Consider the following 17641-nt stretch of genomic DNA (forward strand, 5'->3'; position numbering starts at 1 on the left):
GACGGTGCCTGCGATGAAGAAGACACGCCAAGACGACCTCAGCAGCCCCGAGCGCCGCACCTTCCTCAAGGCCGGAGCCGGCTTCATGGGCTCCCTGCTCCTGGGAGGCATCCCCTTCAAGGCCGTGGCCCAGGCCACGAACATGGCCCCGCCCGACCGCTGCTTCGTGTTCGTGTATTTCAGCGGAGGGTGGGATCAGCTGCTCGCGTTCGACCCGCGTGACCCGGCGGTGTTCACCGCCGACCGCGTCTCCGAGACGCGCATCATGCCGGGCTACAGCCTGCTCACCGACGGGGCCTTCGCGCAGACTCCCGTCGTCCCCAAGACGCGGGCGGGGGCGGCCCCGTCGAACATCGCGTTCGGGCCGGCCATCGGCGACCCGCGCGTGGCCAACCTGTCGGACCACTACGACCTGATGACGGTGGTGCGCGGCATCAACATGAGCACGCTCACCCACGAGGTGGGCTACCGCTACTTCCTCACCGGGAAGATGCCCATCGGCAGCGCGGCGCGCGGCTCCTCCACCGCCACGGAGATCGTGGGCCAGATGAAGCCCACGGTGCCCATCCCGTCCATCGCCCAGGGCGTGGAGTCCTACAACGACCGCTACGGCGGCTACGCCAACGCGCTGCGCGTCAGCGGCCTGGCGGACCTGGTGCTCACGCTGGATCCGCCGGTCGCCTCGCGCCAACTGGACAGCGAAATCGAGAAGAGCCTCATCGACCTCAACGGCCAGCCCATCACCTGCGAGGAGCAGGCGCTCACCGCGCGGGGCGTGGGCACGGCCTATGAGAGCAGCCGCGGTCAGATGCAGACCGTGATGGAGAACAAGCTGTCGGACTCGTTCCGCTTCCAGCTGGCGGCCAATGAGTCCGTGCGCGCCTTCTACGGGCTCAACGGCCAGTCCTACCCGTACAACAGCGCCGCGGGCCGCGCGGCCATGGTGGCCACCGCCCTGAAGAAGGGCATCAGCCAGTGCGTGTCCATCAACCTGGCGGGCGGCCTGGACACCCACTTCGGCACGCAGCAGACGCACGCGACCAACCAGCGCGCGGGCTTCAACGCGCTGAACCTGCTGGTGACGGACCTGCGCGCCACCCCGCACCCGGGCGGCGGCAACTTCATGGACCACACCACCATCCTGGTGTTCAGCGAGTTCGCTCGCACGCCCACCATCAACGCCACGGGCGGCCGCGACCACCACCTGTCCAACAGCTGCCTGCTGATGGGCGCGGGCATCAAGCACAACCAGGTGGTGGGCCGCAGCGGTGACATCGGCATGTCGCCGGGCCTGGTGGACCTGCGCACGGGCGCCAATGATCCAAACGGCTCCAACATCTTCCCCGAGCACATCATCGCCACGGTGCTGGCCTCGGCGAAGCTGGACTACAGCATCACGCGGGTGGACCCGCTGCGGTTCATCCTTGCCTGAACCTTGATGAGCACTCCCCTCATGCGTCCCCGTCCGCGCCACGGTTCCCCCGCCGTGGCGCGCTTCCTCCCCACCTCGCTCCTGCTGATGTCCGCGGTGCTGTCCGCCGCGTGCGGCGAGGACGCACCGCCGGGCAGCGACCCGGCGAAGCCCGCGGTCTTCACGGCCACCCAGGTCACCACGGCGCAGTCCCTGGCCGCGGTGCCCGGCTTCGCGGACCAGTCCGGCGGCGGCATCTTCGCCACCGCGACGGGTGAGGCCGTGCGCCTGCGCCTGGATGGCACCAAGGCCGCGCTCGCCGCCCACCCGCAGAACACGGCGGCGTTGGGCGCCGTGCGCGCCACCTTCCGCCTGGGGCCGCACAGCGCCCTGGTGGAGACCGACCGTGGCCTGTTCCTCGCGGACCAGGGCTGGCTCATCGAACCGCTGTGGCAGGAGGTGCTGGGCACCGGCATCGTCGCCACCGCGCAGACCGCGGACGGCGCCGCGTGGATTGCCCACCCCAAGGGCCTGTTCCAGATTCAAGGCGGCGTGCTCGCGTCGCTGAAGCTGTCCGGGCAGGCGCTCACCGGCATCACCACCATGACGGCCGCGCCCGCGGAGGACGGCCTCGCGGGGCTGTGGTTCGCGCGCGAGGGCAAGCTGAACGTGGTGGTGGCGTCCGCGCCGGGCGTCTACCAGGTGCGCGGCACGGACGCGCCGCTCGCGGGCGGTGAGACGGTGCGCGCGCTCGCGGGGCTGGGCGCGGGCACGGGCGCGGCGGGGGAGGTCTGGGTGCTCACCAGCACCCGCCTGCTGCGCCGGAACACGGACGGCTGGAGCACGGTGTCGCTGCCGGCCCTGCCCGAGCAGCTCTTGAGCGCGGGGCGCTACCTCTGGGCCCGCGCCGGGGACCGGCTCTTCACCTACGACGCGGACGCGAAGGTCTGGGGCTCCGCGGAGGGGCTGCCGTCCGGCGCGGTGGTGCTGCTGGCCGCGGACGAGAGCGGCTGCGCGTGGGTGCGCGTGGGCGAGCAGTCCCTGGCCATCAGCCAGACGCCGGCGCCGCGCGTGACGGGCATGCACCAGGGCATGCTGGTGGTGGAGGACGGGCTGGTGGTCCAGGCCCGCCTGCCGCCGGGCACTCCGCCCAAGAGCGTCCACTTCCAGCTGGAGGGCCAGGAGGTCCAGGCCGCCGGGCCCGCGTTCAGCATGGGCGGCCTGGAGGCGGACGGCGAGACGCTCAAGGCGTTCTCCTTCTCCGCCCTGGCGCCGGGCGGCCACACGCTGAGCGTCGTGTCCCGCTTCGACGACGGCTCGGAGGCGCGCCGGCAGCTGCCCTTCGTCTACCAGCCGCTCACCACGGTCCCCAGCTGGGCGCGCGACATCCGCCCGGTGCACGAGGCCCGCTGCGCCAAGTGCCACACCACCAGCCCTGGCCGGCCGCTGAACACCTACGAGTTGTGGAAGTCCAACGCCCAGCTCATCAACGCGGCGGTGCGCGACCTGCGCATGCCCGCGGACGGGCCGTTGGATCAGCAGGGCATCGCGCTCATCCAGCGTTGGGTGTCTTCCGGCGCGCTGCCCTGAAGTCCCTGCTTCAAGACTGCTTCTTCGTCCGTTGCATGCGCCCGTCTTCCTTTCGTCCCGCAAGGAGGACGGGCGCCCCCTTCCGAGGCACCCCCCATGAAACGTCTCCTCCGCGCGACCCCCCTCGCCGCGCTGCTGACCCTGGCCTGTGACGGTGAGCTCAAGCCCGCCGACCAGCTTCCCTACGTGGGCCCCTGCGAGGGCCTGGCCCCGCTGACGCTGTCGGCGGAGCCCACGACGGTGCGCTCCGGCAGCGTGGCCACGCTGACGGCCGGCGGCGGCAGCGGCCACTACTCCTTCCGCGCGGAGGCGGGCGGCTCCTCCGGCGACATGCGCGGCAACCGCTTCGTCGCGGGCGCCACGCCGGGCGAGGACACGCTGACGGTGGTGGACGAGCAGTGCGGCGGCGCCACCAGCGTGCGGGTGAAGGTGATTGCCGGCTTCGGCGTCGCGCCCGCGCGCGCGGTGCTGCGGCCGGGCACGTCCTTTCAAATCCGCATCGACGGGCTGGTGGGCACGGCGGCCTTCACGCTCACCACCAACGGCTCCGGCGCCACGCTCACCGACGCGGGCGTCTACACGGCGGGGCAGGTGGAGGCGCAGGACGTCATCACGGTGCGCGACACGAAGTCCGGCGACACGGTGGCGCTCCAGTACACCGTGAGCAAGGCCGCGAAGCTGGTGGGCGACCCGCTGTACCTGGGCGTGCCGTCCGGCAGCTCCGCGCCGCTGGGCACGGCGGGCGGCTCGGATACCGTGACGTGGACGAAGAAGTCCGGTCCCGGCTCCGTGGTGAACGGCCGCGTCGTGGTGGAGGCGGGCGCGGCCGGCACCATCGTGCTGGAGGCGAAGGACACCTTCACCGGCGACGTGGCCCCGGTGTCGGTGCGCGTGCTGGATGAGCTGACGCGGCCCCTGCTGGCGCACGGCAAGCTGTCGGACGTGGCCACGCTGGTGACCGCGGACTTCGACGGCGACGGCATCCAGGACCTGGCGGTGGGCCAGCGCGAGAGTGAGCTGGCGCGCCCCACGGGCGGCGCGGTGTTCATCTACAAGGGCAGCATGTCCGGCCTGCCCGTGAAGCCCACCTGGGTGCTGACGGGAGAGACGGAAGGCGCGCTCTTCGGCGACATGATGGCCGCGGGTGACCTGGACGGCGACGGCATCGCGGACCTGGCGGTGTCCTCGCCGGCCGCGGACGTCACCATCGGTGACTCGGGCGCGGTGTACCTCTACACGTTCAAGCCGGGGCAGGCGCCCGCGCTGCTGAGGCCCGCGCTCACCGGCCTGGGCCGCGGCGGGTTCGGCACGGGCCTGGCCATCGCGGACGCGGATGGCGATGGGGACATGGACCTGTTCGTGGGCTCGCCCGGCGCGGACCTGTCCACCCTCTCCGGCATCAGCCGGCGCGGCGTCATCGACATCTTCATCCTCACCAAGGGACAGGCCGTTCCGGACCTGCCGGTGGTGCGCCTGGGCGGCCAGGACCTGGAGGCGAGCGGCAAGTTCCTGTTGAAGAGCACCACGGAGCTGGGCCGGGCGCTCGTGGTGGCGGACCTCAACGACGACGGCCGCCCGGACCTGGCGGCGCTGCACCGGCTGACCCGCTACAACGCGGACGGCACCACCAACGGGCAGCAGATGGCCGTGGCGGTGTACTTCGCGCGCGACACGGCGCCTCGCTACCGCTCCGCGGCGGACCTGTACGTGCTGGTGTCCAACACCGCCGTGGAGACGATGGCCAACGAGGGCACCTTCCGCCTGGGCGCCATCCCCGGTGAGGGCAACCGGCCCCCGTTCCTCCTGGTGATGGCGGACAAGGCGGACGCGCCGGACCTGCGCACGTCGGGGGGCGTGGCGGCGGCGCAGGACGCGGGCGGCGCGTACCTGTTCGACCTGCGCGGCGCGACGCTGGCGGCGGATCCGTCGATGGTGAATCCGCCGACGGTGCCGCTGGCGAACGCCTACGCCCGCTTCTACGGCGACACGCGAAGCATGACCGCGACCCGGAGCTGGGCGGTGATGGACGTGGACGGCACGGCGGGGCCGGAGCTGCTCCTGGGCGCGCCCTACGCGTCGGTGACGTCGGGCACGACGACGCTGGGCAACGCGGGCAAGGTGCTGGTGTATCCGCTCACCGGCCTGTCGAAGGACACGGTGATGAACAAGCCGCTCGCGGCGCTGGGCGGCGCGGCGAAGGCGGAGGTGCTGGGCGCGGGCCTCGCGGCGTGGAACCTGCCGTCCGGCCCGGTGCTGGCGGGCTTCTCCGGCCGCGCGTCCTCCGCCGCGGGGGCGTTCGTCGGACGCGTGGATGTCTTCTCCAAGGCCGGCGCGTCCATCGCGGAGTGGTCGCGCAGCGGCATGGACGTCACGGCGAAGGCCAGCGTGGAGCGCTTCGGTGAGACCGTGGCGGTTTCACGCCTCAACGGCAAGGTGATGGCCCTGGTGGGCTCGCCGGGCTTCTCCGGCCCGGGCCCCAACAACGACGGCGCGGACATGACCGTGGGCCGCGCGTACACCTTCGACACCGCGGAGCCGGGGAAGGCCATCGTGTCGGGGGAGGGCGCCAGCTCCCCGTGGTACGGCGGCCGCAACGTGGGCGTGGACGTGGCGTTCACGGACTTCAACGGCGACGGCCGGCCGGACATGGTGGCCGCCGCCACGGCGCTCACCATCCCGGCCACGAGCTCCGCCGCGACGGAGCGGGACCCCTACGTGGCGAACGCCTGCATGACGACGGCCACGCAGTCGCTGGGCGGACTGCTGGTGTCGCTGGGCCAGGCGGACGGCACCTTCAAGCAGGCCTACCGCGTGTTCGCGCCGTCCGTGGTCACCGACTGCCACGACGCGGCGAACACCCGCTGCAAGCGCACCACCATCGGGCGGGGCGTGGTGGGCGGCTTCGACTTCAACGGCGACGGCAAGCAGGACCTGGCCGTGCTGCGCGACCGCGGCATGGACGTGTTCCTGGGCCGCGCGCCCGAGGACGCTTCGCTCGCGAAGATGACGCTGGCCTGCGACCCGGTCTGGTCCTGGCCGACCGACCCCATGCCCGCCACACCTCCAGCGGACCAGGGCGGTTGGGCCAATACGACGATGCCGGCGACCTCCGCCCTCGCCACGGTGGGCGACATCAATGGGGACGGCTGTGACGAGGTGGCGTGGCGCTACTCGGACAACGCGCACTCGGGCATCGTGATTGCCTACGGCTTCGACGCGAGCGGCTCGAAGTGTGGTGGCCGCACGACGTCCTCCATGGTGCGCATCGCGGGGGATCCGGAGAAGAAGATCGCGCTGATGAACCTGGGCATCGCTACCACGCGCGCCGGGAAGTTCCTGGGGGACTCGCGCGACTTCCTCGCGGTGACGGCCAACAACTACCTGTTCGAGGGCGTGAACCAGCCCACGGTGCTGCTCTTCGACGTGGCCGCCATCAACGCGAAGCGCCCGGCCTCCGGCGAGACCGTGGTGGGCGCCATCAACGACGGACTGACGCCCATCCCCGTGACGTACCGCGCCCGCGCGGTGAGCTTCGGCACGTCGCTGTCGGGCGGTAGGGACCTCAACGGCGACGGCGTGCCGGACCTGTGGGTGGGCGCGCCCAACGCGTCGGTGGCCTCGGACGGCGACGGCGCGGCGTTCCTCTTCGCCGGTGGCGCGAAGTCCACCGGCGCGCTGTCGCCCTTCCTGCTGGTGGTGGGCGACGGCGCGGAGCGCTCCTACCTGGGCCAGTCCATCGCCGTCGTCCTGGGCTCCGGAGGCTCGCCGCCGTCGGTCGTCATCGGCGCGCCGAGGAGCTACCGCACCGGCACGCAGAACGGCACGGCGTACTCGCTGCCCCTGCCGTTCTGATTCACCCCGCGGCCGGGGCTTCCGGAGGCGCCTTCGCCTCCGGGGCCTCGTCGCGGTTGGCGAGCGCCGCCGCCGTGAGGATGAGCGCGCCGCCCGCGAGCAGCGACGGCGTGAGCGGCTCCCCCAGGAGCGCCACGCCCAGCGTCACCGCCACCAGCGTGTCCAGCAGCGCCATGGCGCCCAGCGCCGCCAGCGAGATGCGCGGCAGGAGCCAGTACAGGCACTGGTAGGTGAGCACCGTCCCGCCCAGCGCCAGGTACAGGAGCGCGCCAATCGCCTTGGGTGTCCAGTGCGTCGGCTGGTTCCACTCGAACACCGCGGACGCGGAGAGCAGCAGCACCGCGCTGCTCAACGTCTGCACCAGCGTCAGCAGGTGCGGCGGCACGTGCGTCATGTGCCTGCGCACCAGCACGTTGGCCACCGCCACCACCGACGCCGCGAACAGCGTCATCGCGCAGCCCAGCAGCACCTGCCCGGAGAAGCTGAGCGACACCAGCTCCTGGTGCTGGAGCGCCACCACACCCGTCAGGCCCAGCGCCGCGGCGAAGAGCTTGCGCCCGGTGAGCGGCTGGTCCGGGAAGACGAAGCGCCCCACCAGCAGCAGCCACACGGGGAAGGTGGAGAAGAGCAGCGCGGACCAGCTGGAGGGAATCCACTGCTGCGCCACGAAGAGCAGCCCGAAGGGCACCGCCAGCTGGAGCACGCCCAGCCCCGCGATGCGCCACCCGGTGCCGCCCCCCAGCGCCGTCCCGCGCGAGCGCGCGAAGGGCAGCAGCGCCACCCCGGCCAGAAGCATGCGCGCACCCACGAAGCGCAGGGGCGGCAGATCCTCCAGCCCCACCTTCACGGCGGCCCACGTGGAGCCCCAGAGGATGAAGCAGGTGGCGTAGGCGAGGGACACCTTCCACCGCGGCGCGGGCAACGCGGCCGGGGTCACGACGGTCACGGACGACATGGCGGCGCCGCACTAGCACGCGCCGCCCCTTCGGGAAACATCCGTTCAGGGCGCGGCGCGTCAGCCGCATGCTCACTCGTCTGGCAGCACCTGCTTCACCCGGAGCACGGGCGCGAACAGGTCACCCACGGCATCCAGGCGCTTCTTCAGCGTCTTCAGGCGGAAGCGGTGCGGGTCCAGGCGGCCGTTCACCTCGCTCCATTCGAGCGGCGCGGAGAAGGGCGCGCCCTCCACGGCGCGCAGGGAGTAGGGCGCCACCACCGTCTTGCCGCGCGCGTTCTGGCCCGCGTCGATGTAGAGCCGCCCGCCGCGCTCGCGGATGGAGCGCTCCGTGGTGGCGATGTCGCCCAGCTCCTCCTCCAGTTCGCGGGCCCGCGCGTCCGCGAACGCCTGGGTGCGCGCGTAGGTGTGGCCCGGCGCCAGGGGCACCAGCACGTGCAGGCCGCGCTTGCCGGACGTCTTCGGGAAGGACTTGAGCCCCAGCTCGTCCAGGCGCGCGTGCAGCAGGGTGGCCACCTTCACCACGTCCTTCCAGCCGCCCTCGCCAGGGTCCAGGTCGAACACCACGAAGTCCGGCTGCGCCAGCCGGGGCGCGTGGGACAGCCACATGTGCAGCGTGAGCGCGGACTGGTTGGCGAGCCACAGGAGCGCGGACGTGTCCTTCACGTTCACGTGGCGCAGCGTCTTGTCCTCGTGGCGCACGCGCAACGTGGGCATCCACGCGGGGATGCCGGACAGCTCGTGCCGGAAGAAGCCCGGGGCCTGGATGCCCGCGGGCCACTGCTGGTGGGCCAGGGGCCGGTCCGCGAGCACGGGCAGCAGCAGCGGCGCCGCCTGCTCGTAGTACGCGAACACGTCCGCCTTCGTCAGGCCGGCCTCGGGGAACAGCACGCGGTCGCCGTGCGTGAGGGCCACCTCCGGCGCGTGTTTGGATTTCCCGCGCGGCGTCTTCACGGCGGGCGCCTTCGCGGTGCGGGCGGCGGCCTGCACCGGCGCGCGCCGCGAGCCCCGGCGCGCGGCGCCTTCGATGGGGGCCGGGCGTTCGCGCACGACCTCCTGCGGCACCTTGTCGCTGCGCAGGCCCTGGAACACGGGGTGGCGCAGGCGGCCGTCCTTGGTCCATTCGGTGAAGTTCACCTGGGCCACGTACTTCGGCTTCACCCAGACGGTGTCCGTGTTCGTGGGCGCGTCCACGGCGGCGGGCTTCTTCACGCGCGTGGCGTCCAGCAGCCAGCGCAGCTCGCGGCGGTCCTTCGACGTGTAGCCCGTGCCCACCTTGCCCACGTCGCGGAAGCCTTCCTTGCCGCGCACGCCCACGCGCAGCGCGCCAATCTCCGACTTCGCCTTCTCGTTCTTGATGGGCAGGTAGCCCAGGATGACGACCTCCTGGCCCGCGACCACCTTCAGCTTCAGCCAGTCCCCGGAGCGCGTGCCCGTGTACGGCGAGTCCTTGCGCTTGGCGATGAGCCCCTCCCATCCCTTGCGCCGCGCCTCCAGCAGGCCTCGCGACAGCGGCAGGTCCACCTTCTCGGAGAGCTGGAGGGGCAGCTGCGCCCCGGCCATCAGCTTCTCCAGCCGCGCGCGGCGCTCCTCGTAGGGAAGCTCGCGCAGGTCCTCGCCGTCCAGCCACAGCAGGTCGAACACCATGAAGCGCTGCTCCGCGCCCTCTTCCGTGTTCTGCAAAATCTGGAAGCGCGAGCGGCCCTTCGCGTCGAGCGCGACAATCTCTCCATCCACGACGACGTCCTTCACGGGCAGCTCCCGCAGCGCGGCGGTGAGCCGGGCGAAGCGGCCCGACAGGTCGTTGCCCCGGCGGCTCTGGAAGGCGATTTTTCCGTGCGTGAGCGCGCACACGGCGCGGAAGCCGTCGTACTTCACCTCGTAGGCGTGCGTTTCGTCGTGCACCTCGTCGGACACGGCCAGCCGCGCCAGCATGGGCGGCCACACGCGCTCCAGCAGCTTCTCCGGCGTCGAGGGGAGACGGGCCGGCTTCTTCGCGGCCTTGCGCACGGGCGCCGCGGGCTTCTTGTTGCGCAGCACGCCGGGCTTGCGAGGCCCTTGCGTCTCCACCTGTCCGCTCTTCACGGACTCGGGGCGCTCCACGGTGACGTCGTAGCCGGCCTTGGCGTACTCGTCCTTCGCCTTGAAGAAGAGCCACTGCGCCTTGCCGCCGCGCGGCCGCGTGCGGATGAGGTGCCAGCGCCCCTTGAGCTTCGCGCCGTGCAGCACGACCTCCAGGTGCCCGCGCTTCAGCTGCGCCGCTGCGTCGCCGGGAGGCACGACCTCGAAGGTGCCGGACTCCCAGAGCAGCGAATCCCCGCCGCCGTACTGGTCATCCGGGATGTGGCCCTCGAAGTCCGCGTAGGAGCGAGGGTGGTCCTCCGTCTGGACCGCGAGCCGCTTCACGGAAGGGTCGTGGCTGGGGCCCTTGGGGATGGCCCAGCTCACCAGCACGCCGCCAATCTCCAGGCGCAGGTCGTAGTGCAGCCGCGTGGCGTCATGTTTGTGGATGACGAAGACGGGCGCGCCGGACTTCGGGGCCTTCGCGTCCGGCGACGGTTCGGGCGTGAGCTGGAAGTCGCGCTTCGTCCGGTAGCGGCGCAGCCGCCTCTGGGTGTCGGAGGTCTTCACCCTCCAACGCTCTGCACAGGAGGGCGGGCGCGCAATTCCTCCCATCGGCTGGTGGGCAGGCAGGAGGGCAGGCGCTCCCCGCGGACCCGGTCCGTGATTTTTCGGCCACAGCCTCCGACGGAGGCCCAGTCCGTCCGCCCGCCCTGGGTGCGGCAGCGGGAGGGAGCGGGGAAGGGCGGTTGGAACCGGGAGGAGGAATCCCCACATTGTTCGGGCCCGAGCACTCGCCGTACCCGGTTGAAGGAGGCACCCATGGCCGACAAGTCCGAAGTGGCTCGCCTGCACAGCCTGGCCCAGCTCGATGCCGACGCCGTGGGCGCGTATGACGTGGCCATCGCTCGCATCGGGCCTGCCCTGGTGCGCGAGCGCCTCAACAGCTTCCGCGCGGACCACCTGCGCCACGTGCAGGACCTCAACGCGCTCATCCAGCACTTCGGGGGCGAGCCGGTGACGCTGCGCCCGGACTTGAAGGGCTCCGCGATGAAGGGCCTGACGGCCATGACGGGGCTGATGGGGACGGAGGCCACGCTGTGGGCCATGCTGGGCAACGAGGAGCTGTTCGACCGGGCCTATGAGCTGGCGCTCCAGTTCGAGTGGACCCCGGAGGTGAAGGTCCTCATCCGTCAGCACCGCGAGGACGAACGGCGCCACGGCACGTGGATCCGCGACGCGGTGCGCACCCGCCCCTGGGCGGACAGCCGTCTGCCCTTCATGGGCGGCCTCGCCGAAATGGGCGCCTGAAGCCGCTACCGCGCGCCGGAGTGAAGTGGCATACGCTGCCGCGCGTGAGCGACATCACTGTCTACCAACCCGACTTCCTCTTCACGGAAGGGCGTTTCCACGAAGGCCGTGCGCTGGCGGTGAGCGCGGAGGGCCGGGTCCTCGGCGCGGTGCCTGAAGGCGCGCGCGTGGAGCGGCTCGCGGGGCGGGCGCTGTTGCCGGGGCTCGTCAACGGCCACTCGCACGCGTTCCAGCGGCTCATCCGCGGGCGCACCGAATACGTGGCGTCCGCTGGCGGGCAGGACGACTTCTGGTCCTGGCGCGAGGCGATGTACCGCGCCGCGGAGGTGCTCACGCCGGAGGAGATCCACGTCGCCTCCCGGCAGGTGTTCCTGGAGATGGTGCTCGCGGGCATCACCACGGTGGGCGAGTTCCACTACCTGCACCACCAGCCGGACGGGACGCCCTACGCGGACCGCAACGCGCTGGCGCACGCGGTCATCCGCGCGGCCACGGACGTGGGGCTGCGCATCTGCCTGCTGCGGGTGGGCTACGCGCGCGCGGGCTTCAACGTGGCAGCGAACCCGCGCCAGCGCCGCTTCATCGACGCGGACGTGGACACGTTCCTGTCCACCACGCAGTCGCTGGCCCAATCGGTTCGCGGCGACGCGCGGGTGAGCGTGGGGTTCGCGCCGCACAGCGTGCGCGCGGTGTCGCGGGACTGGCTGACGCAGGTGGCTCGCGCCGCGCCCGCCGGCATGCCCATCCACATGCACGTGGCGGAGCAGCCGAAGGAGATTGAGGCGTGCCTCGCGGAGCACGGCCGCCGTCCGGTGGAGCTGGTGTCGGACGTGGGCCTGCTGGGGCCGCGCTTCACGGCCGTGCACGGCGTGCACCTGACGGAAGAAGAGGTGGCGCTGCTGGGCCGCGCGGAGGCCACGGTGTGCGCGTGCCCGTCCACGGAGCGCAACCTGGGGGACGGCATCGTGCCGGCGGACGCGCTGGTGAAGGCCGGGGCGCGCGTGAGCTTCGGCTCGGACAGCCAGACGGTGGTGGACCTGCTGGACGAGGCGCGGCAGCTGGAGCAGCACCTGCGGCTGGTGCGGCTGCGCCGCGCGGTGCTGGACCCGGGAACGGGGACCCTGGACGGACTGGCGGCGCGGCTCTTCGACATGGCCACGGTGCAGGGCGCGCGAAGCCTGGGGATGGGCACGGGCACGCTGTCGCCGGGGTCGCCCGCGGACTTCTTCACGGTGGACGTGAATCACCCGTCGCTGGTGGGCGCGGGAGCGGCGTCGCTCCTGCCGGGCATCGTCTTCGGTGCGGCGGGAGGCGCGGTGCGCGAGGTGGCCGTGGCGGGCAGGCTCGTGGTCCGGGACGGCCGCCATCCGCTGACGGAGCAGAGCGGCAGGGCGTTCCAGCAGCTCGCCCGGCGCCTCTATCCATAGAGGCGGGGACCCGGTTCGATATGGGGGCGCCGTCGGCGCGTTGTGGGTGCGGGAGGAATGCGGATGCGTTCTGGTATCTGGTTGTCGCTGGTGGTGCTGATGGGACTGGCCGTGGGGGGCTGTGCCGGGCGGCAGGACCTGGAGACGCCGGACTACGAGGCCATCTACGACATGCCCCTGGAGGAGATGTGGCCGTCGGTCCGTGAGTACTTCACGGCAGCAAACCTGCCCTACCGGGAGGACCGGGGCAGCCTGGTGCTGGAGACCGAGTGGAAGCAGGAGTTCGGCGGCTCGAAGATCGCCGGCTACTGGCACCGGTACATGGTCATCGGCAAGCGGGAGACGCCGACCAAGAGCAAGCTGTGGATCATCCGCATCACCAAGTCGGTGAACAAGGCGCTGGCCCTGCCCGGCAGGCAGCTGGATTGGGGCGCCAGCCGCGGGCTCGGCGGACCTGACGGTGAGGTGGGTTCGGGAGCCCCAAACGATGCGTCCGCGAGCGTCGCGTACGGTGTCTCCGTGGAGGACGACGCGGACCGGTTCGCCTTCCCGGTGGGAGAGAACGCCTTCTATGTGGACTCGGGGCAGGGGACTCGCGACCTGACCATGGAGTGGCGGGTCTTCCGGGGCATCATGCCGAAGCTGGCCAAGAAGCAGGCGGTGCGCGCGGAGCAGCAGGTGGCGAAGGCGCCGGGCGCGAAGGAGGCACCGACGTTCACCGAGTGCGGCCAGTCCATCCTCGGCCTGAAGAAGCTGGCGAAGGCGGGCGGGGTGCTGTTGCTGGGCGAGCTGCACGGCACGCAGGAGGTGCCGCGCTTCATCGCGCAGTCGGTGTGCCAGTTGGTCACGGCGGGCATGCCGGTGACGGTGGGCCTGGAGCTGCCGGTGGAGAACGAGGGGCGCATCGCCACGTTCCTCCAGAGCCAGGGCGGCGAGGTGGACTGGCTCAAGCTGATGGAGGCCCCCTTCTGGCGCAGCCCGTATCCGGATGGCCGCGGCAGCGAGGCGGTGGCCAACATGCTGGAGCAGCTGCGTCACCTGCGAGCGCAGGGCCTGGACGTGGCGGTGTTCGTCTATGACCACCCGAAGCTCTCCGGCCAGCAGCGTGAGGACGCACTGACGAAGACGGTGCTGGCGCGCGTGAAGGAGTCCCCGCAGCGCTTCCACCTGGTGGTGAGTGGCAACGTCCATCCGCGCACGGCGAAGGGGCTGCCCTGGGACAAGCAGTACAAGCCCATGGGCTATCTGCTGAAGGACCAACTCGACGACGTCACGGCGTTGGACATGGCCTACGACAGCGGCACGGCGTGGATCTGCGCGGCGGATACGCAGGGACGCAAGCTGGACTGCGGCGTGAAGGAAGCGAAGGGGAAGGACAACGGCGACCGCTTCTTCGTGCACACCTGGAACTCGGCCAACAACGAGGGCTACCACGGCGTCTTCTACGTGGGCCACGTGACGGCGTCCGAACCCGCCATCAACAAGGGCCTGGGGAACCCGGACGCGGCGCCCGCGTCCGCTCCGTAATCCGTATCCGAGGGAGCAACCCAGGGGCTCCGATATGCCCACCGCTCCCGCGACGTTGTTCAGCGCATCGGAGAAGGAGGCACTGCGGATGCGCTCGATGGTGAAAGTGGGATGGCTGGCGTTGCTCCTGGCGGTGGGTTGCGCCGGACGGCAGGACCTGGAGACGCCGGACTACGAAGCCATCTACGACATGCCGCTGGAGGAGATGTGGCCGTCGGTCCGTGAGTACTTCACGGCAGCGAACCTGCCCTACCGGGAGGACCAGGGCAGCCTGGTGCTGGAGACCGAGTGGAAGCAGGAGTTCGGTGGCTCGAAGATCGCCGGCTACTGGCACCGGTACATGGTCATCGGCAAGCGGGAGACGCCGACCAAGAGCAAGCTGTGGATCATCCGCATCACCAAGTCGGTGAACAGGGCGTTGTCCCGGCCGGGCAAGGAGCTGGACTGGGGCATCGCCGCTGCCCGGACCCCTGACTCTGAAGGTAGCGGTTCCTTGAACCTGAGCCCTGAGGACGATGCGGACCGGCTGTCCTTCCCGATGGGAGAGAACGCCTTCTACATGGAGTCGGGGCAGGGCACGCGCGACCTGACCATGGAGTGGCGGGTCTTCCGGGGCATCATGCCGAAGCTCGCGAAGAAGCAGGCGGTGCGCGCTGAGCAGCAGGTGGCGAAGGCGCCGGGCGCGAAGGAGGCACCGACGTTCACCGAGTGCGGCCAGTCCATCCTCGGGCTGAAGAAGCTGGCGAAGGCGGGCGGGGTGCTGTTGCTGGGCGAGCTGCACGGCACGCAGGAGGTGCCGCGCTTCATCGCGCAGTTGGTGTGCCAGCTCGTCACGGCGGGCATGCCGGTGACGGTGGGCCTGGAGCTGCCGGTGGAGAACGAGGAGCGCATCACCACGTTCCTCCAGAGCCAGGGCGGCGAGGTGGACTGGCTCAAGCTGATGGAGGCCCCCTTCTGGCGCAGCCCGTATCCGGACGGCCGCGGCAGCGAGGCGGTGGCCAACATGCTGGAGCAGCTGCGCCATCTGCGAGCGCAGGGCCTGGACGTGGCGGTGTTCGTCTATGACCACCCGAAGCTCTCCGGCCAGCAGCGTGAGGACGCACTGACGAAGACGGTGCTGGCACAGGTGAAGGCAAAGCCGGAGCGCTTCCACCTGGTGGTGAGCGGCAACGTCCATCCGCGCACGGCGAAGGGGCTGCCGTGGGACAAGCAGTACAAGCCCATGGGCCATCTGCTGAAGGCGCAGCTCGAGGACGTCACGGCACTCGACATGGCCTACGACAGCGGCACGGCGTGGATCTGCGCGGCGAACAAGCAAAGCAGCAAGCTGGACTGCGGCGTGAAGGAAGCGAAGGGGAAGGACAACGGCGACCGCTTCTTCGTGCACACCTGGAGCTCGGCCAACAACGAGGGCTACCACGGGGTCTTCTACGTGGGCCACGTGACAGCGTCCGAACCCGCCATCAACAAGGGCCTGGGGAACCCGAACGCGTCGGCCGCGCCGTCGCCCGGGTCGGGTCTGTAACCCGCGGTGGCCTCCGCGCGACGCTGAGGGCACGGGCCCACTGGCGTCGCGGCGCGGGCGGTGGCATGGAGGTGGCCTGACTGGAGGCCGTCCCATGAGCGACACGCTGCCCGCGCTGCGGGCCACCCTGGCGGAACTGGTGGCACTGGACACCACGTCCTCGCGCCCCAACGCGCCCCTCATCGACTACGCCCAGGCGCGCCTGGAGGCCGCGGGCTTCACCGCCGAGCGCCAGCACTACACCGACGACGCGGGCGTGGCGAAGGTGAACCTCGTCGCGCGCAAGGGTGACGCGGACCGCGCCGCGCTGGCCCTGGTGGGCCACTCCGACTGCGTGCCCTATGACGCAGCCTGGACGGACGCGCTGCGCCTCACGGAGCGCGACGGCAAGCTGTACGGCCGCGGCGCCTGTGACACCAAGGGCTTCATCGCCTGCGCGCTGCACACCGCCACGCGCAAGGACCTGCCGAAGCTGGACTCGCCCCTGCTCGTCATCCTCACCGCCGATGAAGAGGTCGGCCTCGTGGGCGCGAAGAAGCTGGTGTCCGCCGGCCTGGGCCGCGCGAGGCACGCCATCGTCGGCGAGCCCACGCGCCTCATCCCCGTGCGCGCCAACAAGGGCTACTGCCTGGCGGAGGTGGAGGTGCTGGGCAAGGAAGGGCACAGCGCGTACCCGGAGCTGGGCGCGTCCGCCATCTTCCGCGCCGGCCGCTTCCTGCACCGGCTGGAGACGCTGGCGAACACCGTCCTGCGCGAGGACCGCGACGAGGGCTTCCAGCCGCCCTTCACCACCGTGAACGTGGGCCTCATCCAGGGCGGCAAGGCGAAGAACGTCCTGCCCGGCTCCTGCCGCTTCACCGTGGAGTGGCGCCCCATCCCCGGACAGGCCGCGGAGCGCGTCCCGGAGATGATGGAGCACATCCGCCAGGAACTCACGCGCGACGAGCCCGCCTACGAGGCGCGCATCAAGGTCCTGCGCATGGACCGCGGCGTCCACACGCGCGGCGACGCGGACGTGGTGCGCTTCCTGGAGCAGGTCAGCGGCAACGCGTCCGAAACGGTGTCCTTCGGCACGGAGGCCCCGCAGCTCACGGAGCTGGGCGCGGAGGCCGTGGTGTTCGGCCCCGGTGACATCCGCGTCGCGCACCAGACGGGCGAGTTCGTCCCCATGGAGGACCTGGTGCGCTGCGAGGCCGCGCTCACGCAGGCCGTCGCGCGCTTCTGCACGGGAGGCTGAGCGCGCGGCGCTTCAGGGCTTACCGGGTGCGGCGTCTTCAATGACCTCCACGTTGCGGAAGCCCTGGCACGCCTCCTTGAAGCCGAGCACGTACTTCAGCGAGCGCAGCTCCATCGTCAGCTTGTTCCACAGCTTGCGCAGCAGGTTGGGGCGCGGCGCGGGCACGCTCGTCACCAGCGAGCTCAGCTCGATGTAGTGCGTCGGCGTGCGGCCCATGCCCTCGAAGTCGTGCTCCAGCCCCTGGCTGAGCTGGCGCAGCTCCGGCTCCAGGCGCTGGTGCACCGCGTCCGTCATCAGGACGTACTCGGACACGGGCACGTCGTTCTTCAGCATCCGGTGCAGGAGGATGACGTCCACCCCCGCCAGCTCCGTGAGGTGCTTCACCTTCTGGAAGGCGACCTCCCCGGCGTGGGCCACGAACTTGAGCGTCAGGTTGCCCACCTGCGTGCACCCGTCGCACTTGCACATGCGGTCGATGACCAGCTGTTCCCGGCGCTCCAGGAAGGCACGGCGGATGGCCGCGACCTGCTTCGCGACCGGCGAGGTGTCCTCGCCCACGGCGTAGAAGAAGGCCGCGTCGCCTTCGAGCTTCGCCAGCTTGAACCGGCCGGACGCGTCGATGACGGCTTCCAGCAGCTGGGCCACCGTGTCCTGCGCGTGCGCGAGACCGAAGCGGTGCTGCCGCATGAAGCGGGTGTAGCCGCCGATGTCCGCGATGAGCAGCAGCGCCTTCTCAATCGCCATT

11 protein-coding genes are annotated in these 17641 nt (G+C 71.1%); 8 read left to right on the top strand and 3 right to left on the bottom strand.

Going from position 1 to position 17641, the window contains the following annotated elements:
• Positions 1–13: 13 nt before the first annotated feature.
• From D7V80_RS03770 to D7V80_RS03780, 3 genes are all read left to right on the top strand, one after another.
• A complete protein-coding gene (locus D7V80_RS03770) occupies positions 14–1432 on the top strand; it encodes a DUF1501 domain-containing protein (RefSeq protein ID WP_120586849.1) in 1419 nt (472 codons plus the stop codon).
• A 21-nt stretch (positions 1433–1453) separates the two neighbouring features.
• A complete protein-coding gene (locus tag D7V80_RS03775; RefSeq protein WP_120586850.1) occupies positions 1454–3001 on the top strand; it encodes a hypothetical protein in 1548 nt (515 codons plus the stop codon).
• A gap of 96 nt (positions 3002–3097) precedes the next feature.
• Positions 3098–6853 carry a VCBS repeat-containing protein gene (locus D7V80_RS03780; protein ID WP_120586851.1) on the top strand — a complete coding sequence of 1252 codons (3756 nt, stop codon included), beginning with the start codon at positions 3098–3100 and terminating at the stop codon, positions 6851–6853.
• A gap of 1 nt (position 6854) precedes the next feature.
• Here D7V80_RS03780 and D7V80_RS03785 read toward each other — a convergent pair whose 3' ends face one another.
• Together D7V80_RS03785 and ligD are read right to left on the bottom strand one after the other, a co-directional pair.
• Positions 6855–7808 (bottom strand): DMT family transporter, encoded by a 954-nt coding sequence (locus tag D7V80_RS03785; RefSeq protein ID WP_120586852.1) that lies wholly within the window; start codon positions 7806–7808, stop codon positions 6855–6857.
• A gap of 72 nt (positions 7809–7880) precedes the next feature.
• Positions 7881–10439 carry a DNA ligase D gene (gene ligD / locus D7V80_RS03790; protein WP_199738360.1) on the bottom strand — a complete coding sequence of 853 codons (2559 nt, stop codon included), beginning with the start codon at positions 10437–10439 and terminating at the stop codon, positions 7881–7883.
• Positions 10440–10691: 252 nt separating this feature from the next.
• Here ligD and D7V80_RS03795 point away from each other — a divergent pair, with 252 nt between their 5' ends.
• The 5 genes from D7V80_RS03795 (at position 10692) to argE (ending at position 16896) form a co-directional block, all read left to right on the top strand.
• Positions 10692–11180 carry a ferritin-like domain-containing protein gene (locus D7V80_RS03795; RefSeq protein ID WP_120586854.1) on the top strand — a complete coding sequence of 163 codons (489 nt, stop codon included), beginning with the start codon at positions 10692–10694 and terminating at the stop codon, positions 11178–11180.
• A 44-nt stretch (positions 11181–11224) separates the two neighbouring features.
• Entirely contained in the window at positions 11225–12607 is a 1383-nt protein-coding gene (hutF, locus tag D7V80_RS03800; RefSeq protein WP_120586868.1) for a formimidoylglutamate deiminase, read from the top strand.
• Positions 12608–12670: 63 nt separating this feature from the next.
• Positions 12671–14134, top strand: coding sequence for a hypothetical protein (locus tag D7V80_RS03805; RefSeq protein ID WP_120586855.1), 1464 nt, complete (start codon positions 12671–12673; stop codon positions 14132–14134).
• An 88-nt stretch (positions 14135–14222) separates the two neighbouring features.
• The gene (locus D7V80_RS03810; RefSeq protein WP_120586869.1) at positions 14223–15659 is read left to right on the top strand and encodes a hypothetical protein; all 1437 of its coding nucleotides are present in this window, start codon (positions 14223–14225) and stop codon (positions 15657–15659) included.
• Between the two features lie 94 nt (positions 15660–15753).
• Complete coding sequence (gene argE, locus D7V80_RS03815; protein ID WP_120586856.1) at positions 15754–16896, top strand: acetylornithine deacetylase; 1143 nt, start codon at positions 15754–15756, stop codon at positions 16894–16896.
• Positions 16897–16908: 12 nt separating this feature from the next.
• Here argE and D7V80_RS03820 read toward each other — a convergent pair whose 3' ends face one another.
• Positions 16909–17640: a DUF2652 domain-containing protein gene (locus D7V80_RS03820; protein ID WP_120586857.1), complete on the bottom strand. Its 732-nt coding sequence runs from the start codon at positions 17638–17640 to the stop codon at positions 16909–16911.
• Position 17641 lies beyond the last annotated feature (1 nt).

This window comes from Corallococcus sp. CA054B, from assembly GCF_003611625.1.
Classification (GTDB): Bacteria; Myxococcota; Myxococcia; order Myxococcales; family Myxococcaceae; genus Corallococcus; species Corallococcus coralloides.

Bases quoted from the DNA above. Each gene is read 5' to 3' on its own strand.
- D7V80_RS03770 (WP_120586849.1), top strand. From the start codon at position 14: ATGAAGAAGACACGCCAAGACGACCTCAGCAGCCCCGAGCGCCGCACC.
- D7V80_RS03775 (WP_120586850.1), top strand. From the start codon at position 1,454: ATGCGTCCCCGTCCGCGCCACGGTTCCCCCGCCGTGGCGCGCTTCCTC.
- D7V80_RS03780 (WP_120586851.1), top strand. From the start codon at position 3,098: ATGAAACGTCTCCTCCGCGCGACCCCCCTCGCCGCGCTGCTGACCCTG.
- D7V80_RS03785 (WP_120586852.1), bottom strand. From the start codon at position 7,808: ATGTCGTCCGTGACCGTCGTGACCCCGGCCGCGTTGCCCGCGCCGCGG.
- D7V80_RS03795 (WP_120586854.1), top strand. From the start codon at position 10,692: ATGGCCGACAAGTCCGAAGTGGCTCGCCTGCACAGCCTGGCCCAGCTC.
- D7V80_RS03805 (WP_120586855.1), top strand. From the start codon at position 12,671: ATGCGTTCTGGTATCTGGTTGTCGCTGGTGGTGCTGATGGGACTGGCC.
- D7V80_RS03810 (WP_120586869.1), top strand. From the start codon at position 14,223: ATGCGCTCGATGGTGAAAGTGGGATGGCTGGCGTTGCTCCTGGCGGTG.
- argE (WP_120586856.1), top strand. From the start codon at position 15,754: ATGAGCGACACGCTGCCCGCGCTGCGGGCCACCCTGGCGGAACTGGTG.
- D7V80_RS03820 (WP_120586857.1), bottom strand. From the start codon at position 17,640: ATGGCGATTGAGAAGGCGCTGCTGCTCATCGCGGACATCGGCGGCTAC.